The sequence below is a fragment of the Achromobacter sp. ACM03 genome (genome assembly GCF_014851665.1).
GTDB lineage: Bacteria > Pseudomonadota > Gammaproteobacteria > Burkholderiales > Burkholderiaceae_B > Achromobacter > Achromobacter aegrifaciens.
The window spans coordinates 855,763-878,892 of the sequence record NZ_JACVAD010000002.1; the positions used below are offsets into that span (position 1 = coordinate 855,763).

Annotated in this window: 18 protein-coding genes; 16 read left to right on the top strand and 2 right to left on the bottom strand. The window is 66.1% G+C overall.

Annotated elements, in window-relative coordinates; all coding sequences use genetic code 11:
• Positions 1 to 370 precede the first annotated feature (370 nt).
• The 9 genes from IB257_RS12095 to IB257_RS12135 all read left to right on the top strand — a co-directional run bounded on the left by IB257_RS12095 (position 371) and on the right by IB257_RS12135 (position 11,766).
• Complete coding sequence (locus IB257_RS12095; RefSeq protein ID WP_125470105.1) at positions 371 to 1,477, top strand: glycosyltransferase; 1,107 nt, start codon at positions 371 to 373, stop codon at positions 1,475 to 1,477.
• Between the two features lie 102 nt (positions 1,478 to 1,579).
• Positions 1,580 to 2,857, top strand: coding sequence for a Vi polysaccharide biosynthesis UDP-N-acetylglucosamine C-6 dehydrogenase TviB (gene tviB / locus IB257_RS12100; protein WP_054451976.1), 1,278 nt, complete (start codon positions 1,580 to 1,582; stop codon positions 2,855 to 2,857).
• Positions 2,858 to 2,866: 9 nt separating this feature from the next.
• A complete protein-coding gene (locus tag IB257_RS12105) occupies positions 2,867 to 3,892 on the top strand; it encodes an SDR family oxidoreductase (protein WP_125470104.1) in 1,026 nt (341 codons plus the stop codon).
• A gap of 1 nt (position 3,893) precedes the next feature.
• Entirely contained in the window at positions 3,894 to 5,243 is a 1,350-nt protein-coding gene (gene murJ, locus IB257_RS12110; protein WP_192353915.1) for a murein biosynthesis integral membrane protein MurJ, read from the top strand.
• Positions 5,244 to 6,386 carry a glycosyltransferase family 4 protein gene (locus tag IB257_RS12115; RefSeq protein ID WP_192353916.1) on the top strand — a complete coding sequence of 381 codons (1,143 nt, stop codon included), beginning with the start codon at positions 5,244 to 5,246 and terminating at the stop codon, positions 6,384 to 6,386.
• 45 nt (positions 6,387 to 6,431) lie between these two features.
• Positions 6,432 to 8,363: an asparagine synthase (glutamine-hydrolyzing) gene (gene asnB, locus IB257_RS12120; RefSeq protein WP_192329358.1), complete on the top strand. Its 1,932-nt coding sequence runs from the start codon at positions 6,432 to 6,434 to the stop codon at positions 8,361 to 8,363.
• A 3-nt stretch (positions 8,364 to 8,366) separates the two neighbouring features.
• Positions 8,367 to 9,482 (top strand): glycosyltransferase family 4 protein, encoded by a 1,116-nt coding sequence (locus IB257_RS12125; RefSeq protein ID WP_175212605.1) that lies wholly within the window; start codon positions 8,367 to 8,369, stop codon positions 9,480 to 9,482.
• Positions 9,479 to 10,636 (top strand): glycosyltransferase, encoded by a 1,158-nt coding sequence (locus tag IB257_RS12130; protein WP_175161342.1) that lies wholly within the window; start codon positions 9,479 to 9,481, stop codon positions 10,634 to 10,636. Before IB257_RS12125 ends, IB257_RS12130 begins: the two co-directional genes overlap by 4 nt.
• The gene (locus tag IB257_RS12135) at positions 10,633 to 11,766 is read left to right on the top strand and encodes a glycosyltransferase family 4 protein (RefSeq protein WP_175212604.1); all 1,134 of its coding nucleotides are present in this window, start codon (positions 10,633 to 10,635) and stop codon (positions 11,764 to 11,766) included. The genes IB257_RS12130 and IB257_RS12135 overlap by 4 nt, the downstream gene beginning before the upstream one ends.
• A 38-nt stretch (positions 11,767 to 11,804) precedes the next feature.
• Here the strand turns inward: IB257_RS12135 and pgi are convergent, their stop codons facing one another.
• Together pgi and IB257_RS12145 are read right to left on the bottom strand one after the other, a co-directional pair.
• Positions 11,805 to 13,358: a glucose-6-phosphate isomerase gene (pgi, locus tag IB257_RS12140; RefSeq protein ID WP_175180601.1), complete on the bottom strand. Its 1,554-nt coding sequence runs from the start codon at positions 13,356 to 13,358 to the stop codon at positions 11,805 to 11,807.
• A gap of 8 nt (positions 13,359 to 13,366) precedes the next feature.
• Positions 13,367 to 14,758: a phosphomannomutase/phosphoglucomutase gene (locus tag IB257_RS12145; RefSeq protein ID WP_054451967.1), complete on the bottom strand. Its 1,392-nt coding sequence runs from the start codon at positions 14,756 to 14,758 to the stop codon at positions 13,367 to 13,369.
• A 332-nt stretch (positions 14,759 to 15,090) separates the two neighbouring features.
• Between IB257_RS12145 and IB257_RS12150 the strand changes: the two genes are divergently transcribed.
• The 7 genes from IB257_RS12150 to IB257_RS12180 all read left to right on the top strand — a co-directional run bounded on the left by IB257_RS12150 (position 15,091) and on the right by IB257_RS12180 (position 23,086).
• Positions 15,091 to 15,720 carry a BPTD_3102 family carboxylase-like protein gene (locus IB257_RS12150; RefSeq protein WP_119450307.1) on the top strand — a complete coding sequence of 210 codons (630 nt, stop codon included), beginning with the start codon at positions 15,091 to 15,093 and terminating at the stop codon, positions 15,718 to 15,720.
• Between the two features lie 116 nt (positions 15,721 to 15,836).
• Positions 15,837 to 17,252, top strand: coding sequence for an FAD-binding oxidoreductase (locus IB257_RS12155; protein ID WP_125470097.1), 1,416 nt, complete (start codon positions 15,837 to 15,839; stop codon positions 17,250 to 17,252).
• Positions 17,253 to 17,281: 29 nt separating this feature from the next.
• Entirely contained in the window at positions 17,282 to 17,998 is a 717-nt protein-coding gene (locus tag IB257_RS12160) for a response regulator transcription factor (protein WP_119450305.1), read from the top strand.
• A complete protein-coding gene (locus IB257_RS12165) occupies positions 17,995 to 19,365 on the top strand; it encodes a HAMP domain-containing sensor histidine kinase (protein WP_175161351.1) in 1,371 nt (456 codons plus the stop codon). Before IB257_RS12160 ends, IB257_RS12165 begins: the two co-directional genes overlap by 4 nt.
• 62 nt (positions 19,366 to 19,427) lie before the next feature.
• Positions 19,428 to 20,162, top strand: a complete 735-nt coding sequence (locus IB257_RS12170) for a phosphatase PAP2 family protein (RefSeq protein ID WP_119450303.1) — start codon at positions 19,428 to 19,430, stop codon at positions 20,160 to 20,162.
• A gap of 155 nt (positions 20,163 to 20,317) precedes the next feature.
• Positions 20,318 to 21,046, top strand: coding sequence for a FadR/GntR family transcriptional regulator (locus IB257_RS12175; protein ID WP_054451961.1), 729 nt, complete (start codon positions 20,318 to 20,320; stop codon positions 21,044 to 21,046).
• 144 nt (positions 21,047 to 21,190) lie between these two features.
• A complete protein-coding gene (locus IB257_RS12180; protein WP_192492365.1) occupies positions 21,191 to 23,086 on the top strand; it encodes an LTA synthase family protein in 1,896 nt (631 codons plus the stop codon).
• Positions 23,087 to 23,130 lie beyond the last annotated feature (44 nt).

The window sequence follows — 23,130 nt, forward strand, 5'->3', positions numbered from 1 at the left end:
AGATCTCACGATCTCGGGCTTTTTTTTCGATGTTTTAAATGTGTCCCCATTTAACTGGAACAGAGCATCGACCGTAGCCCTTCATGGCACTTATGCCAGGGGGCGGTCTGCGCGTTTTCCCTTGGATATTTCGCGTGCGCCAGGGCGGAAAGTTCTACAATCGTTCCATGAAATCCCTATTTCCGCGCCTGCGCGGTTTCGCCTTGGCGATCGAGCCAAATGGCAGTTCCAACCTGGTGCTGCCGGCATGGCGCAATGCGTTACGTTCTGTGCCGGTGAATTGCACTTCCTTATTCCTCCCATATATGGGCGTTACACCTGCCTCCGATAATGGCGGGCCTGTCTCGATAGACCAACCAGAGGTGACTCGGTGACCTGGCTGTACATTTGCGTGGTCGCATTCATGGTGGGGGGACTCATCGTGGCGTCGGAGCGCTGGCATGGCGCCTTCACCGGCGACAGCGACCTCAACAAGCCCCAAGCCAACCATTCCCGCGCCACGCCCCGCGTCGGCGGGCTGGCAGTGCTCGCGGGCACGCTGGCGGGCCTGCTGGTTCTTGGACCCAGCAACATGACGCTGACCTGGCTGTGGCCCGCGCTATTCGTCGCGGCGCTGCCCGTGTTCGTGGCCGGCCTGCTGGAAGACATCACCAAGGACATCGGCGCCAGCAAGCGCCTGCTGGCGGCCTTCCTGTCGGCCGCGATCGCCTGGTGGCTGCTGGGCGGCGTCAGCCGCGTGGGCATGGCGCCGGTGGATTACGTGCTTTCCTTCTGGCCGGTGTCGCTGCTGTTCACCATGTTCGCGGTGGGCGGCTGTACGCACGCGCTGAATATCGTCGACGGCATGAACGGCCTGGCCGGCATGGTGGCCACGCTGATGGCCGTCTCGATCAGCCTGGTGGCGCTGCAAGTGGGCGACGTGCCGATTTTCCTGGTGGCGGCGGCGCTGGCCTCGGCCACGCTGGGCTTCCTGGTCTGGAACTTCCCGTTCGGGCGCGTGTTCCTGGGCGACGGGGGCGCGTACTTCCTGGGCTTCATGCTGGCCGAGCTGGCCGTGCTGCTGGTGGTGCGCAATCCTTCGGTGTCGCCGTTCTACGCGCTGGCGGTGTTGTTCTATCCCGTCTTCGAAACCGGTTTTTCGATCTGGCGCCGCCGCTTCAAGCGCGGCGTGCCGGTGGACCAGCCGGATGCGCTGCACCTGCACCAGCTGGTGTTCCGCCGTCTGGTGCGTGTCACGTTCAGCCGCGGCCGGCGGCATGCGGTGCCGGCACTGTGCAATGCGCTGGCCTCGCCTTACATGTGGGTGCTGGCCCTGATCGGCCTGGTGCCCGCGACCATCTGGTGGGACAACGCCTGGGCGCTGTGCGTCAGCCTTGTGGTGTTCGCCGCCGTCTATATCTGGCTGTATTCGCGGCTTGTGTCCTGGCGTCGTCCGGGCTGGCTGCTGCTGCCATCCGTTTTACGGGCTTCCGATTAGTTTTGGGCGCCCCGGCGGCTGCCGCCGGGGGCTCGGTAATCTTTTTCTAATTACCCGACCATATTTGAAATGCCGTAATCGTTCTACGGTGAAGGGAGAGTTATGTTGCGAATTCAGGATGTGAAACTCGCTGTTGTCGGCCTGGGCTATGTCGGCCTGCCGCTGGCTGTGGAGTTCGGCAAGAAGCGTTCGGTCATCGGGTTCGATATCAATACGCGCCGCATCGACGCGCTCAAGGCGGGCCACGACCATACGCTGGAAGTCAGCGATGAAGAGCTGAAGGAAGCAACCCAGTTGAGCTACACGGCGGACCGCGCCGTGCTTGGCCAGGCCAACGTGTTCATCGTGACCGTGCCGACCCCCATCGACGAGTACAAGCAGCCGGACCTGACCCCGCTGGTCAAGGCCAGCGAGACCATCGGCGCCGTGCTCAAGCGTGGCGACATCGTCATCTACGAATCCACCGTCTACCCTGGCGCCACCGAAGAAGACTGCGTGCCGGTGCTGGAGCGCGTGTCGGGCCTGAAGTTCAACGTGGACTTCTTTGCCGGCTACAGCCCCGAGCGCATCAATCCGGGCGACAAGGACCACCGCGTCAGCACGATCAAGAAGGTGACCTCCGGTTCGACGCCCGAAGTGGCCGAACTGGTCGACCAGCTTTACAAGCAGATCATCACCGCTGGCACCCACAAGGCCTCCAGCATTCGCGTGGCCGAGGCCGCCAAGGTCATCGAAAACACGCAGCGCGACGTGAACATCGCGTTGATCAACGAGCTGGCCCTGATCTTCAACAAGATGGGCATCGACACCGAAGCCGTACTGCAGGCGGCCGGCACCAAATGGAACTTCCTGCCGTTCCGTCCGGGCCTGGTCGGCGGCCACTGCATCGGCGTTGATCCCTATTACCTGACTCACAAGGCGCAATCCATCGGCTATCACCCCGAGATCATCCTGGCGGGCCGCCGCCTGAACGACTCGATGGGCAGCTACGTGGTGTCGCAACTGGTCAAGGCCATGACCAAGCGCCGCATCCACGTGCAGGGCGCCCGTGTGCTGGTCATGGGCCTGGCCTTCAAGGAAAACTGCCCCGACCTGCGCAACACCCGCATCGTGGACATCGTGAAGGAACTGGGCGACTACAACGTCGATGTCGACGTGTACGACCCGTGGGTCGATTCCGAAGAAGCCATGCACGAATACGGCCTGACCCCGGTGGCCAAGCCCGAGGAAGGCAAGTATGACGCCGTGATCCTGGGCGTGGCGCACAACCAGTTCAAGGCGTTGGGTGCGGAAGGCATCCGCAAGCTCGGCAAGCCGCAGCACATCCTGTATGACCTGAAGTACGTGCTTTCGCCTTCCGAATCCGATCTGCGCCTGTAAGGACTGCCCATGACCACCCGCTTTGAGACCATCAAAAAGGAACTGTCGGCCGCGCCGCGCAAGTGGCTGGTGACCGGCTGCGCCGGCTTCATCGGTTCGAACCTGCTGGAAACCCTGCTGAAGCTGGGCCAGACCGTGACCGGCATGGACAACTTCGCGACGGGTTTTCAGCACAACCTGGACGAAGTGCGCAATTCCGTCACGCCCGAGCAGTGGGCCCGCTTCACCTTCATCGAAGGCGATATCCGCGACCTGGAAGCATGCCGCCGTGCGATGCAAGGCGTGGAGCTAGTGCTGCACCAGGCTGCGCTGGGCTCTGTGCCGCGCTCGCTGAAGGATCCGATCACGTCCAACGAAGTGAACATCGGCGGCTTCTTGAATATGCTGGTGGCGGCGCGAGATGCGGAGGTCAAATCCTTTGTCTACGCAGCATCCAGCTCGACCTACGGCGACCATCCGGCGTTGCCCAAGGTCGAGGAAAACATCGGCAAGCCCCTGTCTCCCTACGCGGTTACCAAGTACGTCAACGAGCTTTATGCCGACGTGTTTGCGCGCTGCTATGGCTTCGAAACGGTGGGCCTGCGCTACTTCAACGTATTCGGCAAGCGTCAGAACCCCAATGGCGCTTACGCGGCCGTGATCCCCAAGTGGACGGCCGCGATGATCCAGAACGAGGACGTCACCATCAACGGCGACGGCGAGACCAGCCGCGATTTCTGCTTCGTGGAAAATGCCGTGCAGGCCAACATCCTCGCGGCCATGGCCGCGCCGGAAGGCCGCAACCAGGTCTACAACGTGGCGGTCAGCGGCCGCAGCACCTTGAACCAGCTGTTCGGCTTCCTGGTGCAAGCCCTGGGCAACCAAAACGTGGTTTATGGCAAGAAGCCGGTCTACGCCGACTTCCGCGCGGGCGACGTGCGCCATTCGCAGGCGGACGTCAGCAAGGCGGGCCGGTTGCTGGGCTACGAGCCTACGCACACCGTGCTGCAAGGCCTGGAAGTGGCCATGCCCTGGTACACGCAATTCCTGCGTTGATTTGAAAGCACTCGTCAGAAAACTCGGCAGCATCCATCCGGACCACCAGCGCATCTTCAAGGGCGCCTTCCGGGTGGCGGTGTTCCTGCTGCTGGGCAAGGCCGCCGGCGCCATCAAGGAGATGGCGGTGGCGTACCGCTACGGCGTCAGCGACGCCGTGGACGCCTACCAGTTCACGATGACCATGGCCACCTGGCTGCCGGTCACCATCGTGGGCGTGCTGTCGGTGGTCCTGATCCCGGTGCTGGTGCGGCTGCGCCGCGCCGATGTCGCCGAAAGAAATCTGTTCATCCGCGAGCTGCAGGGCTGGGTGGCCGCCGCGGGCATTGCGCTGGCGCTGCTGACCTGGTTCGCCTGGCCGCAGGTCGTCGGCGTGCTGGGCCAGGGTTTGTCGGCCCACGTGGGCGACATGACGGGCCAGCTGCTTGTCGCCTTCGCGCCGGTGTCGGCGCTGCTGCTGGTTGCCGGCATCAGCGCCGCGCGGCTGCGGGCGCAGGAAAGACACGTCAATACCCTGCTGGACAGCGTGCCGGCCGTGGCGACGCTGGCCTGGGTGATGCTGGCCGCCAGCGCCGACGGCGTCGGGCCGCTGCTGTGGGGCACGCTGGTGGGTTATGCGATCCAGACCGTCTGGCTCGCGTGGCTGGCTGCGCGCGCCGATGGCGGCTTCTGGGGCGCGCCCCGGCTGACGCTGCAATCGCCGCACTGGCCCGAACTGCTGGGCGCCGCGGGCGTGATGCTGATCGGCCAGGTGGCCATGAGTTTCGTCGGTCCGCTGGACCAGTACGCCGCCGCCAATCTGGGCGCGAACGCCAACGCCACGCTGGGCTATGCCAGCCGGCTGCTGTCGCTGGTGCTGGGGATTGGCGCCGTGTCGGTGGGGCGCGCGGCCTTGCCGGTGCTGGCCGATGTGCAGGCGCGCGGCGATACCGCTCGTGCGCGAGGCATGGCGCTTAAATGGTCGGTGCTGATGGTGGCCGCAGGCGCTGCCGCCGTCGCCGTGGGTTGGATACTGGCGCCGTGGGGCGTTTCCGTGCTTTTCCAGCGTGGCGCCTTCACCGCCGAGAATACCCAGGCCGTGGCGCATGTGTTTCGCTGGGGGCTGCTGCAACTGCCGTTCTACTTCGGCGTGCTGATCCTGGTGCAATTGCTGGCCAGCCAGAACCGCTACCGCGTGATGGCGGCCATTGCCGTCGCCAATTTCGCCCTGAAGGCGGTGTTGAATACCGTGCTGGCGCCCAGGATGGGAGCGGCCGGCATCATGCTGGCGACCAGCCTCATGTATCTGTTGTCCTTCGCGTGCTACCTGCTGGTGGCAATGCGCAAGCCTGAACCCAAAGAGGCCGATTGAATGCCCGTGACCGATACCGGCCCGGCGCCGCGCGTCCTGCTGTTCATCCACTCCCTGCATGGCGGCGGCGCGGAGCGCGTGGCCGCGGACCTGAGCGCGCACTGGGCGGGCATGGGCCGCGAGGTCATGGTCGTGACGCAGGCCAGCGCCGAGGGCGACGTCTACACGCTGCACCCCAAGGTGCGCCGCGAGGTCCTGCATACGGCGGGCGAGGGCGGTGGCCTGCGCGGCATCTGGAGCAATGTGCAACGGGTGCGCGCCTTGCGCCGCGTGGTCAAGTCGTTCCGCCCGGACATCGTGCTGGGCATGATGACGACGGCGTCGGTACTGTCGGTACTGGCCTGCGCGGGCCTGTCCTGCCGGGTGATCGCCACCGAGCATACCCATCCGCCTTCGCAGACCCTGTCGGGCTTCTGGCAGCGCCTGCGCCGCCTCACATATCCGCGCGCAGGCAGCGTGGTGGCGCTGACCCGCGGCACCGCCGACTGGCTGGCGCAGCACGTGCCGGGCAGCAAGCTGGCCGTCATTCCCAACCCTGTACACTTTCCCCTGCCTCGCGCTGAACCGGTCTTGACGCCGGTGTCGGGCGACGGCCGCAAGCGCCTGCTGGCGGTGGGGCGCCTGCACGCCGACAAGGGTTTCGACCTGCTGATCCAGGCCTACGCGAAATTGGCGGCGTCGCATCCTGGCTGGGATCTGGTTATCCTGGGCGAGGGCGACGAGCGCCGCGCCTTGGAGGCGCAGGTCCGCGAGGCCGGCCTGGCGTCGCGGATTTTCATGCCGGGGCGCGCAGGCAACGTCGGCGACTGGTATGACAGCGCCGATCTGTACGTACTGACGTCGCGCTTCGAAGGGCTGTCCAATACCCTGCTCGAATCCATGGCAAGCGGGCTGGCCGCCGTGTCGTTCGATTGCGACACGGGGCCGCGCGAGATCATCCGCGAGGGCGTGGACGGCGTGCTGGTGCGCCCCAATGGCGACGTGCCCGCGCTATGCAAGGCGCTGGACGCCGTCATGCGCAATGACGCGGACCGTGTACGCATGGCGCAGGCCGCGACCGACGTGCGCGACCGTTTTTCGGCCGCTCGCGTGCTGCAGAAATGGCAAGAACTTTTTGACGGTGTGCGCGGAACCGGCCGTTGAGGCCGCGCGTCGCGCCGTTGCTACAGTGACAACGAGAACTTCATCATGTGCGGAATAGTCGGGATTTGGGGCCCTGTCGGGAACAAGGAGCGGGTGTTGGCGGAAAGCTGCCGCCGCATCCGCCACCGCGGGCCGGACAGCAATGGTTTCTGGGAGGATCCCGAGGCCGAGCTGGCGCTGGCGCATGTGCGCCTGGCGATCCTCGACCTGACCGAGGCCGGCCACCAACCCATGACGTCGGCCTGCGGCCGCTATGTCATGGTGTTCAACGGCGAAATCTACAACCACCTCGACATCCGCAAGCAGCTCGAACAATCGGCGCTGGCGCCGTCGTGGCGCGGCCATTCCGATACGGAAACGCTGCTGGCGGGCTTTACCGCCCTGGGCATCGAGGCCACCTTGCAGGCCGCGGTGGGCATGTTCGCCATCGCGTTGTGGGACCGCGCCTCGCGCAAGCTGATGCTGGCGCGCGACCGCATGGGTGAAAAGCCGCTGTACTACGGCTATTCAGGCGCCGAGCTGGTGTTCGCGTCCGAACTCAAGGGCCTGATGCCGATTCCGGGCTTCGGCCGCGAGCTCAACCGCAACGCGCTGGCGTCGTTCATGCGGCACAACTACATTCCAGCGCCGCAGTCGATTTACCAGGGTATCGCCAAGTTGCCCCCGGGCACCTGGGTCGAATTTACGGCCGATGACACCCGCAGCCGCCGCATGCCCGAGCCGCGTGTGTACTGGTCGGCCCGCGAAGCCGCGGACACTTCCGCGCAATCGCTACTGTCTTTCGAATCCGACGCGCAGGCCACTGACGCGCTGGAAGGCGTGCTGTCCAAGGCGGTCGGCGGCCAGATGCTGTCGGACGTGAGCCTGGGCGCCTTCCTGTCCGGCGGCATCGACTCGTCCACCATCGTGGCTCTGATGCAGGCGCAAAGCTCGCAGCCCGTGCGCACTTTTGCCATCGGCTTTCACGAGAAGGGCTACGACGAGGCGCAGCATGCCAAGGCGGTGGCCACGCATCTTGGCACCGACCACACCGAACTGTACGTGACGGCAGAGGACGCGCTGGCCGTGGTGCCCACGCTGGCCGACATGTACGACGAGCCGTTCGCGGATTCGTCGCAGATCCCGACCTCGCTGGTCACCCGCATGGCGCGCCAGCACGTCACCGTGGCGCTGTCCGGCGATGGCGGCGATGAACTCTTCGGCGGCTATTCGCGCTATTTCCGTGTGAACAACTGGTGGCAGCAATGCGAACGCGTCCCGGCGCTGCTGCGCAAGCCCGCCGGCGCGTTGTTGAGTGCGTCCACCCATCTGCCCGGGCGCGGCGCCTGGCGCGGCAAGGTCGGCAAGCTGGGCGAGCTGCTGCGCACCGATACGCGCGGCGAGTTCTACCGCCATTTCGTGTCGTACTGGGCCGATCCTTCCAGCGTGGTGAAGGGCGGGGTGGAGCCGGTGTCCGAATTCGCCCGGGCGATGCAGGGTTCCACTTTCGAAGCCATGATGAAGCTGGACACGGTGACCTACCTGCCGGACGACATCCTGGTCAAGGTGGACCGCGCCGCCATGGCCGTCAGCCTGGAAACGCGCGTGCCGCTGATCGATCACCGGGTGTATGAGTTCGCCTGGAGCCTGCCGCACCAATACAAGGTGCGCGGCAACACGGGCAAGTGGCTGCTGCGCCAGGTGCTGCACCGTCATGTGCCGCAAGCGCTGGTGGACCGTCCCAAGCGCGGCTTCGCCGTGCCGCTGGCCGCGTGGTTGCGCGGCCCGCTGCGTGAATGGGCCGATGCGCTGCTGGACCCGGCGCGCCTGCGCCAGGAGGGCTGGTTCGAGCCCGAGCCCATCCTGCGCAAATGGCGCGAGCACAGCTCGGGCCATCGCAATTGGGACAGCCATCTGTGGGGCGTGTTGATGATGCAGGCCTGGCTTGACCGCTACCGCGGCGGCAAGGAACAGGGAGGATCGGTTGGGAGTCTTTGACGCATGAAAATCTTGATGCTGGTCAGTTCCATGCACGCGGGCGGCGCCGAACGGGTCGCCGCCACGCTGGTCAACGCATGGGCCGAACGCGGGGATTCCGTCATTCTGACACCCACCTACTCGTCCAAGGGCAGCTGCTTCTATCCGCTGTCGGACAAGGTCGAACTGGCCTGGCTTGCGGATCTGGCAGGCACGCGTGCGTCGGGAGCCATGGCCGCATTCAAGCGTCTGCTCGCGCTGCGCAAACACATCCGCGATTCAAAACCGGACGTGGTGGTGTCCTTCCTGACCAACGTCAATGTGGCCGCCATACTGGCTTCCCTGGGATTGAAGGCGCCGCTCATCGTTTGCGAGCGCACCAATCCGGTGGCCGAAACCACGACGCGAGCGGTGTGGCGCAAGCTGCGCCGCGTCCTGTATCCCCGCGCCGACATGGTGACGGTGCAGGCGGAGGATACCGCCGGCCCGTTCGCGCGGCAGGTGCCGGGCATCAAGCGTCTGGCCGTGATTCCCAATCCTCTGCCCGCGCCCTTGCTGGATGCGCCGCTGGTGCCGCAACGAGAAGACGGTGGTCCACGCGAACTGTTGGCAATGGGACGCCTGGTCACTGATAAGCAATTCGACCTGTTGATCGACGTGTTCGCGCAATTGGCGCCGGACTTTCCGGATTGGAATCTGCGCATCTGGGGCGAAGGCCCTGAACGCGGCGCGCTGGAAGAGCAGGTCGCACGCCTGGGCCTGCAGTCGCGCATCAGCCTGCCCGGCCGCACCGAGGCGCCTTGGGAGGAACTTGCGCGCGGTCAGGCATTCGTGCTGAGCTCGCTGGTGGAAGGCTTCCCCAATGTGCTGCTGGAAGCCATGTCGTTGGGCCTGCCCTGCGTGGCGTTCGATTGTCCCAGCGGACCGCGCGAGATGACGCGCAACGGCGAGGACGCCCTGTTGGCGCCCGCCGGCAATCGCGATGCCCTGCGCGAGGCCTTGCGCCGCTTGTTGGGCGATGCCTCCCTGCGTCAGCAACTGGGCATGCGCGGTGCTGCCGCGGTGCGCCAGCGTTATGCGCTGGCCAGCGTCCTGGCGGAATGGGATGAATTATTCGATGCCGTGCGGGAGGGACGATGAACGCCCGGCGGCTGCGTGTCCTGCACATCATCACCGGCCTGGGGCAGGGCGGGGCCGAATCCGTGCTGTTCCGCCTGGCGACCTATCCCGGGGCTGACGTGGAGCATGTCGTCGTGTCGCTGACGGACGAAGGCATCTATGGCGAGCGTCTGCGCGCGGCAGGCGTCGCCGTGCATACGCTGGCCATGAAGCGCGGACGAGTCAGCCTGGGCGGCTTCCTGGCGCTGCGCTCGCTGATCGCGACGACGCGTCCCGATGCGGTGCAGACCTGGATGTACCACGCCGATTTGATCGGCGGCCTGGCGGCGCGCCTGGCGGGCGTGCGCGCCATCGCCTGGGGCATCCGCAATTCGGGCGAACACCTGGAGCGCAGCAGCCGCTCGGCTCGCCTGGTGCTGCGGGCCTGCGCGCTGCTGTCGGGCCGCATACCGAAGGCCATCGTGTGCGCCGCCCAGAAGTCGGCGCAGCGCCATGCCGACAAAGGCTATGACCGCGAACGCATGGTGGTCATCGCCAATGGCTATGACTTATCGCGCTATGCGCCGAATGATGAAGCCCGGCAGCGGGTGCGCGCGCAATGGGGTTTGCCGCAGGACCTGCCGGCCATTGGTTGCGTGGCCCGTTGGGATCCGCTCAAGGACCACGCCAACCTGCTGCGCGCCGTCGCCGCGCTGGTGCGCGACGGACGCGACGCGGGACTGCGCTGCGTGCTGATCGGCCGCGGCATGGATCCCGCAAACACCGAGCTGGCGTCCTTGATCGACAGGCTGGGCCTGCGCGACCGGCTGGTGCTGGCGGGACCAAGCGACGATGTGCCCGCCGCAATGAACGGGCTGGACCTGCATGTCCTGTCCAGCTGCGCGGAAGGCTTTCCCAACGTGGTGGCCGAGGCCATGGCCTGCGGCGTCTACTGCGTCGTGACGGACGTGGGCGACGCGGCCTTTATCGTGGGCGACGCCGGCGTGGTTGTGCCGCCGGAGCAGCCCGAGGCGCTGGCCCGCGGCATTGAGACGGCCCTGTGCGAAGTGGCCTCGCGCGGCCGCATGCGCGCGGGCGAAGCGGGCCGCGCCCGCGTGCTGGAAAATTTCGACCTGGCTCGCATGGTGCAAAGCTATATCGCGGTGTGGCGCCGCATCTCGGGAGTCAAAGCATGAGCGCAGGGCGCCGCCTGCTGTTTGTCGTCAACAATCCGGCCTTCTTCATGTCGCACCGCGTGCCCGTGGCGCTGGCCGCGCAACAGGCGGGCTACGAGGTGCATGTCGCCACCATGGACGGTCCGGCCGTGGCCGACATCCAGGCGTTGGGCATGACGCATCACGCCATACCGATGACGCGCAGCGGCAAGCATCCCTTGCAGGAGTTGGGTACGCTGCTGGCCCTGATACGGCTGTTCCGGCATCTGCGACCGCAGATCGTGCATCTGGTCACGATCAAGCCCGTGCTCTATGGCGGCATCGCTGCCCGTCTGACGCGCGTGCCGGGCATGGTCGCGGCGATTTCCGGCCTGGGCTTCGTGTTCCTGTCCAATTCGCTGAAGATGAAGCTGGTGCGCGCCGTGGTGGCGCGCCTGTATCGGCTGGCGCTGGGCCATCCCAATAGCCGCGTGATCTTCCAGAACGCCAGCGACCGCGATTTGCTCAAGTCGCTGGGAGCGGTGCGCGACGCCCAGGTCGTCATGATCCGGGGCGCGGGCGTGGACCTGAATGAGTATCGGGCCCAACCCGAACCGCCGGCGCCGCCGGTCGTGGTCACCATGGTGGCCCGATTGCTGCGCGACAAGGGCGTGCAGGAATTCGTGCAGGCGGCAAGGCTGCTGCGCGAGCGCGGCTTGCCTGTCACGATGCAGCTGGTTGGCGGCGTGGACGCAGGCAATCCGGCCTCGGCGACGCAGGACGACGTGGACGCCTGGCAGCAGGAAGGCTGCGTGCGCGCATTAGGCGAACGTTCCGACGTGGCCGCGTTGTACGCAGCCTCGCATATCGCCGTGCTGCCTTCCTATCGCGAAGGCCTGCCCAAGTCGCTGATCGAGGCCGCGGCCTGCGCGCGCGCGGTCGTGACCACCGACGTGCCGGGTTGCCGCGATGCGATCGAACCGGGCGAAACCGGACTGCTGGTGCCGGTGCGCGATGCGCAGGCGCTGGCGGACGCCATTGCCCGTCTGGCCGAGGATCCGGCCTTGCGGCAGTCCATGGGCGCCGCCGGCAGGGCGCTGGCCGAGCGCGAGTTCAACATCGATCGCGTGGCGCGCGTCCACGTGGAAATCTACGACGCGCTCAGCGCCTGAAATGGAAGCACCGGCGCCGGCAAGGCGCCGGTTCGCGCTTAAGGACGGCGCGTGATCGCGTCGATCCAGTAGCGGGTGGAGGGATCCTGCTGGCTGGCTTGCTGCGAATTCAACTCGTGCATGATGCCCTTGGCCAAGGCCTTGCCGAATTCAACGCCCCATTGGTCGAAGGGGTTGATGCCCCATACTACGCCCTGGGTGAACACCTTGTGCTCGTACAGCGCCAGCAGCGCACCCAGGGTATAGGCCTCCAGGTGGGGCAGCACGATGAGCGAGGAGGGCCGTCCGCCCGGATGGACGCGGTGCTGCGCCAGCAGCCGGGCGCGGTCGGGATCGCTTTCAATCGCCGAGGTTTCGGCCAGCGCTTCCTCGAAGGACTTGCCGCGTAGCAGCGCGGAACGCTGTGCCAGGCAGTTGGCGATCAGCAGCTCGTGGTGGCGCGCGTAGGCGTGGTCGGGTTTTTCGCACAGGATGAAGTCGACGGGAGCGCCCCGGGTGTCCTGGTGCAGCCACTGGAAGAAGGTGTGCTGGCAATCGGTGCCCGACATGCCCCAGACGGCCGGGCCGGTGGGCACGCCGGCCGGGCTGCCGTCGGCGGTGGCGACCTTGCCCAGCGATTCCATTTCCAACTGCTGGGCCCAGGGTACGATGTGGTAGAGCCGCGAATCGTAGGGTGCAATCACCAGTGAATCGTAGCCCAGCACGCTGCGGTTTACGACGCCGGCCAGCGCCAGCTGGACGGGCGCATTTTCCTCGATGGGCGCGGTGCGGAAATGCTCGTCCATGGCGGCGGCGCCCGCCAGTAGTTGGTCAAAGGAGTCTGTGCCCAGCGCCAGTGCGACCGGCAGGCTGATCGCCGACCATAGCGAATAGCGTCCGCCCACCCAATCCCAGATCTGGAAAATGTGATCGGGCAGGATGCCCAGGTTCAAGGCCGCCTCGACGTTGGCGGTGACCGCCACGACCTGTCTGATCGGATCCGCTACGCCGGCATCGCGCAGCCAGTTCATGGCGACCTCGGCATTGGCCAGCGGCTCAGTGGTGGTGAACGACTTGGAGGCGACAATGACCAGGGTGTCGTGCGGATCCAGGCGGCTCATCGCGTCCGCGACCGAATGCGAATCCACGTTGGAGGCGAAACGCACTTCGCGCCGCGCGCCGCCGTGGCGCAGGGCGCGCGTGACCAGCCGGGGCCCCCAGTCGCTGCCGCCTATGCCCAGGTGCAGCACGCTGCCATAGCGCCCGGCCGCGTCGGCCTGGCGCACAAATTCGCGCATGCGCTCGCGTTCGCCGAGGACGGACTTGGCCACCCTGGCGGGCGGTTGGGGGGCGCGCAGCGCGGTGTGCCAGGCGGCGCGTTGTTCGGTCCAGTTTGCGTTGCCGCCGTCGAACAGGCAGGACCGGGCAGCGTCGAACCCCTGTTGTTCAAGTAGGGCTGCCTCGGCCTTTTGCAGGTCCGGTGAATACGCCTGCGCGCTCAGGTCCAGGCGTAGGCCGGGGGCATTGAGGACACGCAATTGTTCGCCGCTGCGCGGCGCGGCGTGTGTGGCCGCGAGGAACTGTTGCCAGGCTGGGCTGTTCGATAAGGACATAGGCAAAACTAGAAAGGCAGATCGGCTTGCGGCGCGAGTTTGCTCAGTTCGCGGCGGAAGTCGGCTTGTATGCGTTCCAGCGCTGCGGGCGTTTGCGCTTCGAAACGCAGCACGACCACCGGCGTAGTGTTCGAGGGGCGCGCCAGGCCGAAGCCGTCAGGATATTCCGCGCGCACGCCGTCAATCGTGATCACGCGATTCGCGCCGGGGAATTGCCCTTGCTCCTGCAAGGCCTGGACCAGGGTGAAGGGCTGGCCTTCTTCCATCTCCAGCTTCAGTTCGGGGGTGGAAACGTCTTGCGGCAGGGCTTCCAGCACGGCGCAGGGATCGGCGTCGCGCGACACGATCTCGAGCAGGCGAGCGCCGGTGTAGAGCCCGTCATCGAAGCCGTACCAACGCTCCTTGAAGAAAATGTGGCCGCTCATCTCGCCGGCCAGCGGGGCGCCGGTCTCGGCCAGCTTCGCCTTCACCAGCGAATGGCCGGTCTTCCACATCAGCGGCACGCCGCCGGCCGCTTCGACCGACAGGCCCACGTGGCGGCTGCACTTCACGTCATAGATGATGGTGGCGCCCGGATTGCGGTCCAGCACGTCGCGGGCGAACAGCACCAGTTGGCGGTCCGGCCAGACAATCTGGCCCGATTTCGTCACCACGCCCAGGCGGTCGCCGTCGCCGTCAAAAGCCAGGCCCAGTTCGCAGTCGGTCTCGGCCACGCACTTGATCAGGTCCTGCAGGTTCTTGGGTTCGGCGGGATCGGGGTGGTGGTTGGGGAAAGTGCCGTCCACTTCGCAGAACAGCTCGGTGACCTCGCAGCCCAGGGCGCGGAACAGCGCCGGGGCGACCGCGCCGGCCACGCCGTTGCCGCAGTCGATGGCGATTTTCATGGGCCGCGCCAGCTTGATGCCGGACGCGACGCGCGCGATGTAGGACGCCACCAAGTCCAGCTGGCGGCGCACGCCGGGCCGGGCCGCCGGGGCGCTGGCAGGGCCGTTCATGCTGGCAGCCAGCGCCTGAACGTCCTCGCCGTAGAGCGCGCGGCCGCCCATCATCATCTTGAAGCCGTTGTACTTCGGCGGGTTGTGGCTGCCGGTGATGGCGACGCCCGATCCCGTTTGCATGACGTTGGCGGCGAAATAGACCAGCGGCGTGGGCACCATGCCGATGTCCAGCGTGTCCACTCCGCCTTCCAGCATGCCTTCCTGCAGCGCCACCGACAGCATCTCGCTGCTCAGGCGGCCGTCGCGGCCGACGACCAGGGTCTGCACGCCTTGTTCGCGCGCGCGGGCTGCCAGCGCCACGCCCAAGGCGCGGGCGAAGCGGGCGTCGATCAGGTCGGGCACGGTGCCACGGATGTCATAGGCCTTGAAGACCGAGCCCGGAAATTGCGTGTTGTTGCCCACGACGGTTCCTTGGATGTTGGGTTCCAGCTCGGGTTCTGAAGCGGATTCTGGTAAACCCGCATATCAAAACGCGCCTGGCTAGGGATTAAACCGGAATTATCCCCCATTGGCGCTCCCCCTTCATCCGGCAGACGGCGTAGGGCTTTTTCCCTTCTTGCACCGTGGCGGGACGTCCGCCCTGATCTGGTGCGCCCACGGGCTCCCACGCGTGTTTCCGGTGCGGCGGCAGGCCGCGCTACGGGGTTTGCCCAGTGGGCTGGGCATGGCACAAAACTTGCTCGTCCTCCGAAGGTGATACGCTTGCTATGCAAGCAGAAAGACCGGGAGGGGCCATGGGCGCCAAAGTTTCTACTGTCATGTCATCCAGGGGCGCCTCAAACCGGCGGGGCCCGCCCACGGATCACGCCGGGCCGGCCGCAGGCCGCGAGCGCCGGCTCGACATTCACGTGTTCGTTTCCGAGGCGGGCGGCCTGGCCACGGGCCGGGCCTGGGAACGCTGCGTATGGCGCGACGCCCGCGTGCTGATCGCCGAGTGTCCGGCGCCTCATCTGCCGGCCTCCGTGGAAAGCGCGTTGCGCGCCGTCGCCGCCGACGTGGCGCGAGATCGCGGCTGGCAGGGCATGGGCACTGTCGCTTTCGCGCTGGACGATCGCAGCGGCGTGTTCCGCGTGATCGACGCCCAGGCGCAGGCACATGCGGGCACGGCCGTGCATGACTGCGAACCGGTCGCCGCCCATGCGCTGGAACTGCGCATCGATGGTTGCGTGGACCGCCGCCTGCCGTGCACGCGGCTGCTGGTGTGCGGCGCGACCCGGGGCGAGGTCCTGCGCCGCGCCTACCGCGCGCTGTCGGAAATGCCCGGCCCCGCGGGCGTGGACCGGGCCTTCCTGATGAACCGCATCGCCTCGCGGGCCTATTGTTCGGGCCTGACGGGTACGCGGCTGGATCAGGCCGTCGGCTGAAAGGCTCTGCCGGCGGGTGCGGCATGCCCGCCGTGCTGTCACCCGGGCGCTCACCCCCTACAATAGACCGCACACTCCCAGCCTGGGCTCGCCCCAGGCGCTACTTGTGCCGCGCTATGACCTTGCTGAGCGATCTACAGTCCCTTCTGGGCGCATCCCACGTGCTGACGGGCACGGACGCCGACACGTATGTGCTGGATTGGCGCCGCCGTTATCGAGGCGCCGCGCTGGCGGTTATCCGTCCCGGCTCGACCGGGGAAGTGGCGGCGGCCGTGAAACTGTGCGCTACCCATGGGGTGCCGGTGGTGCCGCAAGGCGGCAACACGGGCCTGTGCGGAGGCGCCACGCCTGACCTGTCCGGCAGCGCGGTGATCCTGTCCACTACCCGCCTGACAGCGGTGCGCGCACTGGATACCGACAACGACACGATCACCGTGGAAGCGGGCTGCGTGCTGCAGGCCGTACAGGAGGCCGCAGCCGCGGCGGGCCGGCTGTTTCCGCTGAGCCTGGCCGCCGAAGGCAGCTGCACCATAGGCGGCAATCTGGCGACCAATGCCGGCGGCACCCAGGTGCTGCGCTACGGCAACACGCGTGAACTGACTCTTGGCCTGGAGGTCGTGACCGCCGAAGGCGAGATCTGGCACGGCCTGCGCGGCCTGCGCAAGGACAACACCGGCTACGATTTGCGCGACCTGTACATCGGCAGCGAAGGCACGCTGGGCATCATCACCGCAGCCACGCTGAAACTGTTTCCCAGGCCCGTGGCTTCATGCACGGCATTGCTGACCCTGGACGGCATCGATCAGGCCGTCGAGCTGCTGTCGCGCGCCCGGGCGGGCTTTGGCGCGGCGCTGACCGGCTTTGAACTGATGAGCGGTGCCTGCCTGCAGTCGGTCGTTCGACTATTCCCGCAGCAGCGCCTGCCCTTCGAGGGAGATTCCGCCGCATCGCCATGGTTCGCCCTGCTTGAGCTGTCCGACAGCGAAAGCGAGGCGCACGCGCGCGAACGCTTCGAGACCGTATTAGGCGAGGCCATCGAAAGCGGGCTCGTGAACGATGCAGCCATTGCCGCGAATGTGGCGCAAAGCAAGGCGCTGTGGCACTTGCGTGAAAGTATTCCGCTGGCCGAAGCGGAGCTGGGCAAGTCGGTCAAGCATGACGTGTCGATCCCGATCTCGGCCATCGCCGGCTTCGTGCACAAGACCAACGCCTTGCTGCAGGCGCGATTTCCTGGCGTGCGCCATGTGATCTTCGGGCACCTGGGCGACGGCAATCTGCACTACAACGTGGCCCATGCGCCGGGGCAGACCGAGGCCGAGCTGCTGGCGCTGCAAGGCGACATCTACGGCGTGGTGCACGACAGCGTGCACGCGCACCATGGTTCGATCAGCGCGGAACATGGCGTCGGGCAGCTCAAGATCGACGAACTGCCGCGCTACAAGAGCGCCATCGAACTGGATCTGATGCGCAGAATAAAGCGAGCGTTGGACCCGCAAGGGCTGATGAATCCGGGCAAGGTACTGCGGGCCTGAGGTGGCGCGCACGAAAGGGAATCGCAACCATGGCAACCAGTCCCGCGGCGGGCGCGAATTACAGGGTATTGATCGTCGAGGATGATCCGGTCATCTCGGGCAATCTGTACACCTTCCTGGAAGCGCGCGGCTTTCTGCCCGATGCCGCCTACTCGGGGCCGGCCGCGCTGGAGCGGCTGAAGGAGCAGCGCTTCGACGCCCTGATCCTGGATATCGGCCTGCCGGGCATGGACGGAAACGCAGTGCTGCACACGCTGCGAAACGACATGCGCGCGGATGTTCCGGTGCTGATGCTGACGGCGCGCGACAGCCTGGAAGACAAGCTGGCCGGGTTCTCGCATGGCGCGGACGACTACCTGACCAAGCCTTTCGCGCTGCTGGAAGTGGAAGCGCGCCTGGTGGCGCTTATCCAGCGCGCAAAGGGCGCGACAGTGGACTCGGTGCGGGCCTTTGGCCCCCTGTCCTACGATACCCGCAACCGTGCGGTGTCGGTCAACGGCAGCCCCGTGCACCTCACACGCAAGGCCAGCCTCATCATCGAGGCGCTGCTGCGCGATCCCGGCAGGGTGGTGTCGCGCGAGGAGCTGGAGTCCACGCTGTGGGGCAACGAGCCGCCTTCGTCCGATGCTTTGCGCAGCCAGGTCCACTTGTTGCGGCGTGCGCTGGCCGATGCCGGTTTCGACGGTATCGAAACCATTCACGGCACCGGCTGGCGCCTCACGCTGGAAGCCGGGGCGACAAGATGAGCGGCATTTCGTCGGCGTCTGCGGGGGGTACGCTGACCCAGCGCGTGGTCTGGGCGTTGACCGGAACCGTGGCGTTGTTCGTGACGGCGCTGGCCCTGCTGGCCTACCTGACCTTCGATCAGATGGAAGACGATCTGGTCAACGACATCCTCAACACCGAAATGGACCGGCTGGTGCAGCACGCCCGGGTCAGCGACGGTTTCCTGCCGCGCGAAGGTGTGCGCGAACTGGGCGGTTCGATGCGCGCCTGGGTCAGCTTGGACGGCAATCGGCCCGCCGACATGCCGCCGGAAATCGAGTCTCTGGATAGCGGCCTGCATTTGGTGGAGCCGGGCGCCTACACCTGGCACGTGATGGTGGCCGAAACAGGACGGGCCAAGGTGTACCTGCTGTACGACGCCACCGAGAACGAAGGGCGGGTGCATGACTTCGGCCTGATCGTGCTGGGCGTGGGCGCCATTTGCGTGGTGGGCGCCTATGCGTTGTCACGGCGCGTGGCGGCCATCGCGGTCGGTCCGTTGCTGGACCTGACCGACCGGCTGGCCACCTGGGCGCCGGGGTCGCCCGATATGGCAGTGACGCGCGACGACGAGGCGGGCCGGCTGATAGAGGCCTTCAACCGGGTGCAGAACCAGGTGGACAGGTCGATTGCGCGCGAGCGCGAGTTCGCGGGCAATCTCAGCCACGAGGTGCGCACGCCCTTGGCCGCGATCCGCTCGGACAGCGAGTTGATGCTGCTGACCCAGGTATTGACTCCGGACCAACGCCAGCGGCTGACTCGCGTGGTGGACAACGTGGACGATGTGATCGTGTCGCTGGAGAGCGCACGCTCCATGGCGCGGGACGAACTGCGCCCGGCGGAGTCCGTCGATCTCGGCGAATGCATGGACAACGCCTGGCGCGGGTACGAAACCCAGGCGGGGTTGACCGGGCTCGGTTTCGAAAACCGGATCGCCGCCGGTCAGGTTCGCATGCTGGATCGCTATGCCTTGTTGACCGTGTTGCGCAACCTGATCCGCAACGCGGTGGAACACGCCGCGCCCGCGACGCTGACCGCCAGCATGGCGGCCGACGGCGCGCTGGAGCTGCGCGACGATGGCAAAGGCATTGCCGCCGACGATCTGCCCTTCCTGTTCCGCCGCTATTACAGCGGCCGCATGCGGGATTCGGGCGCGGGCGGCCCCGACGAGACGGCGCGCGGTCTGGGACTGGCGATCGCCAAGCGCGTCTGCGATATGCAGGGCTGGTCGCTGACGGTCGATTCTTCGCGCCAGGGCGAGCAGCGCGGCACCTGCTTCACGCTGCGTTTTGAGGCCGCTGAGGGGCATGCGATGGCGGCGGCCGGCGGGGCGCAAGGTCAAATTTGACGAAAGTTTGACTGTCGGCGGCCTAAGCTGCCCGTTTGCCTGACGGACATCCTGTCGCCACCATGCCGCCTTTATCGCCGCCCGCGTTGCGCAAGCCGACGCCGGCATCGTATCTGTCGATCCATGTTTTTGCGATCACGCTTGCGCTGGCCTGCCTGGCTTGGTGGGCCAATGTCTCAGGATTGGATATGCGCATCGCCCGAGCGCTGTTCGATCCGGCGCTGGACGATTTTCCGCTGCGTCTGAACCGTTGGCTGGATCTGATCGGGCATCGCATGGTGTTGGCCCTGCCTATCGGGATAGGACTGGCCGCGGTGGGCGTGGCGGCGGCAAGCTATCGCATTCCGGCCTGGCGGCCGTGGCGCGGACCGGCGCTGGTGCTGGCGGCAACTTGCCTGACCGGGCAGGTGCTGGTGAACCAACTGAAGCACTACACGACGCTGCCCCGTCCCTATGATCTGGACTCCCTGGGCGGCTACACCCCTTATCCGTCTTACTGGTGGACGTGGGTGCGGGCAGGAGGGGGCGGCGCTTTGCCCAGCGGTCATGCGGGCGCGGGCTATTCGATGTTGACCCTGTATTTCCTGGGCTGGGCGCTGGGGCGTCCGGCATGGCGCTGGTGGGGGCTGGCAGCGGGTATCGCGGGAGGAGTGGGTTTTTCCACGGTGCGTATCTTGCAGGGCGCCCATTTTCTCAGTCAGACGCTCTGGTCCGCTACCTTGATGTGGTTCCTGGCGGCCCTGTTTTTCTATCCCCTCATCGTTGCGCGTCCAGCCGTCTCGGGCTTGAACCATTAGCCGTGGGACTCCCGGGACGGTTGCTCCGGGCGAAACGGCGGCATGCTGCGCGTCGCCGGCGCCATTCTGGAGCGCGGACTCGCTACCAGCCCAAAGTACAATGAGCGGCGACGCTCGGTCCCCGGCCGCGCTCAACTGTTTTCGGATCCTAGCCAATGAATGTTCCCGCCGATACTCCCGTCACGCCGCGGCGTCGTCCCCGGAACCTGGCTCAGGGGCTGGTCGAGAGCATCACGGAACGTATCCGTGGCGGGGACATCCGGCCCGGCGAAAAATTGCCGACGGAATCCGAGATCATGCGCCAGTTCGGCGTCAGCCGTACGGTGGTGCGCGAAGCCCTGTCGCGACTGCAGGCTTCGGGCCTGGTAGAGACGCATCACGGCGTGGGGACATATGCGCTGGAGCCCAGCGGCGGCGGGGATTTCCGCGTGGATCCTGCCGACATCGCCACGGTGCGCGATGTGCTGGTGCTGTTGGAGCTGCGCATCTGCCTGGAAAGCGAGGCTGCCGGCCTGGCTGCGGCCAGGCGCAGCCCGGAGCAGTTGCATGAGATGCGGCGCGCGCTGGAGGCCTTCAAGAGCGCGCTGGAAAACGACGGGGACACCGTCACGCCGGACTTCCAGTTCCATCTGCTGGTCGCGCAAGCCACGGACAACCGCTATTTCGCGGATCTGATGTCGCATCTGGGTTCGGCCATCATTCCACGCACGCGGATCAATTCGGCGAAGTTCGCACACGAGGACCGCGCCGCCTACCTGGCGCGAGTGAACCTCGAGCACGAAGACATCTACAGTGCGATCCAGCGCCAGGACGCGGAGGCCGCGCGCGCAGCCATGCGCACGCATCTGAGCAACAGCCGCGAGCGGCTGCGGCGCGCCCAGTAAGAGCGGCCGCGGGATCGTCCCAAACCGCGTTAACCTTTGCGCGTTTTCCAATTTCGAACCACGAGGCGGCATGGCTCTGCTCGGCATATACAGCGGCATTCTTTCATCTGAGCAGGCGTTGCGGCGCCAGGGGGAGGTGCTCGCATGCGCCGTCTGACTCTGCGGTTCATCATTGCGGTCCTGGCGCTGCTGACGCTGTCGCGGCTGGGGCTGGCCTTCTGGATGTGGGACCGGGTGGAGGCGGCAGGGGGGCTGGGGCCGCTGCTGCTGGGCGGCCTGCGCATCGACGTCTGCCTGATGTCCATGGTGATCGCGCTGCCGGCGGTGTTTTCGCCCTGGTTCGGGCATCGGCCGCTGGCCGCCCGCATCACCGCCTGGTGGTTCCGCGCCTGGTGGATGCTGTTCGTGCTGCTGGAGGTTTCCACGCCGCAGTTCATCGCGGAATACGATACGCGGCCAAACCGGCTTTATTTCATCTATCTGCTCAATCCGAAGGAAGTCGGTTCGATGCTGTGGCAGGGCTACAAGGGCGTGCTGCTGGCGGCCTTTGTGGTGCTGGTGCTGGCGGCCTGGCTGTCGGTCCGCCTGTTTCCGACCCGCACGCGCGATCCCTTCATGTCGTGGTGGAAACGGCCGGTGGCTTCATTCGTGATCCTGGCGCTGGTGTTCCTGGGCGCGCGCGGCACGCTGGAGCATCGTCCGATCAATCCGGCCAAGGTTGCCTACAGTTCGGACGCCATGGTCAACGCGCTGGCGCTGAATTCGCTGTATAGCGTGTTCGATGCCGCCTACCGCATGCGCGATGAGCGTTCCTCGGCCGCGATGTATCCCAAGATGGCTGTGGACGAAATGAATGCCATTGTGCGTGAGAAGGCGGGACTGACGGGGGCGCCGCTGGATGCGCGCTATCCCAGCCTGCATGAGCAGAAGGCGACGGTGCGCCGGGACAAGCCGCTGAATCTGGTCATCATCCTGCAGGAAAGCCTGGGCGCGCAGTATGTGGGCAGCCTGGGCGGGCGTGACCTGACGCCCAATATCGACCGGCTGGGCAAGGAAGGCTGGATGTTCCACCGTGCCTATGCGACGGGCACGCGTTCGGTGCGGGGCATCGAGGCGGTGACGGCGGGGTTCCTGCCCAGCGTGGCCGACGCGGTGGTGAAGCTGCCGCGTTCGCAGACGGGTTTCTTCACGCTGGCGCAGGTGTTGGGCAAGCATGGCTACCATTCGCGTTTCGTGTACGGGGGCGAGTCGCACTTCGACAATATGCGGGCCTTTTTCCTGGGCAACGGTTTCGACGAAATAGTGGATCGTCCCAAGTTCGTGAATCCGGTGTTCGAGGGGTCGTGGGGAGCGTCGGACGAGGACATGTTCAATCAGGTGGACCGGCTGCTGCGCGCGGATGGCGACAAGCCGGTGTTCACGCTGGCATTCTCGGTGACGAACCATTCGCCGTGGGAGTATCCGGAAGGGCGCATCAAGCCGGTGGGCGATCCGGCGACGGTGGATAACACTGTGCGCTATGCGGACTGGGCGCTGGGGCAGTTCTTCGACAAGGCGCGCAAGGCGCCGTACTGGGACAACACGGTGTTCCTGGTGATTGCAGATCACGATTCGCGTGTTTACGGTTCCATTCCGGTGCCGGTGCGGCATTTCCAGATTCCTGCGCTGATTCTGGGGGCGGGGATTGCGCCTCGGCAGGATGAACGGTTGGTCAGCCAGATCGATATGGCGCCTACCATGCTGTCCTTGATGGGCCTGGACAATGTGAATCCGATGCTGGGCGTGGACCTGACGCAGCGGGATCCTGATCGGGCGATGATGCAGTACGCGGATAATTTCGGGTATCTGCGGGGGGATCAGCTGCTGGTGCTGGAGCCTTCGAAGGCGCCGCGGCAGTTCAGGTATGAGGCTGCGCCTGTGGGGCGGGATGAGGTTTATGCGCCGGTGGAACCTTTGGATCCTCGGCTCTCGGAAGAGGCTTTGGCGCATGCTTTGTGGGCTAGTTGGGCTTATCGGGAAGAGCGGTATCGGTTGCCTTGAGTTCTTTTGTGGTGTTGTTGGTTCTTAAGACGCTTGGGGCGTTG

Excerpts from the sequence above, each read along its gene's own strand:
- tviB (WP_054451976.1), top strand. The coding sequence starts at position 1,580 with ATGTTGCGAATTCAGGATGTGAAACTCGCTGTTGTCGGCCTGGGCTAT.
- IB257_RS12105 (WP_125470104.1), top strand. The coding sequence starts at position 2,867 with ATGACCACCCGCTTTGAGACCATCAAAAAGGAACTGTCGGCCGCGCCG.
- IB257_RS12115 (WP_192353916.1), top strand. The coding sequence starts at position 5,244 with ATGCCCGTGACCGATACCGGCCCGGCGCCGCGCGTCCTGCTGTTCATC.
- asnB (WP_192329358.1), top strand. The coding sequence starts at position 6,432 with ATGTGCGGAATAGTCGGGATTTGGGGCCCTGTCGGGAACAAGGAGCGG.
- IB257_RS12125 (WP_175212605.1), top strand. The coding sequence starts at position 8,367 with ATGAAAATCTTGATGCTGGTCAGTTCCATGCACGCGGGCGGCGCCGAA.
- IB257_RS12130 (WP_175161342.1), top strand. The coding sequence starts at position 9,479 with ATGAACGCCCGGCGGCTGCGTGTCCTGCACATCATCACCGGCCTGGGG.
- IB257_RS12135 (WP_175212604.1), top strand. The coding sequence starts at position 10,633 with ATGAGCGCAGGGCGCCGCCTGCTGTTTGTCGTCAACAATCCGGCCTTC.
- pgi (WP_175180601.1), bottom strand. The coding sequence starts at position 13,358 with ATGTCCTTATCGAACAGCCCAGCCTGGCAACAGTTCCTCGCGGCCACA.
- IB257_RS12150 (WP_119450307.1), top strand. The coding sequence starts at position 15,091 with ATGGGCGCCAAAGTTTCTACTGTCATGTCATCCAGGGGCGCCTCAAAC.
- IB257_RS12155 (WP_125470097.1), top strand. The coding sequence starts at position 15,837 with ATGACCTTGCTGAGCGATCTACAGTCCCTTCTGGGCGCATCCCACGTG.
- IB257_RS12160 (WP_119450305.1), top strand. The coding sequence starts at position 17,282 with ATGGCAACCAGTCCCGCGGCGGGCGCGAATTACAGGGTATTGATCGTC.
- IB257_RS12165 (WP_175161351.1), top strand. The coding sequence starts at position 17,995 with ATGAGCGGCATTTCGTCGGCGTCTGCGGGGGGTACGCTGACCCAGCGC.
- IB257_RS12170 (WP_119450303.1), top strand. The coding sequence starts at position 19,428 with ATGCCGCCTTTATCGCCGCCCGCGTTGCGCAAGCCGACGCCGGCATCG.
- IB257_RS12175 (WP_054451961.1), top strand. The coding sequence starts at position 20,318 with ATGAATGTTCCCGCCGATACTCCCGTCACGCCGCGGCGTCGTCCCCGG.
- IB257_RS12180 (WP_192492365.1), top strand. The coding sequence starts at position 21,191 with ATGCGCCGTCTGACTCTGCGGTTCATCATTGCGGTCCTGGCGCTGCTG.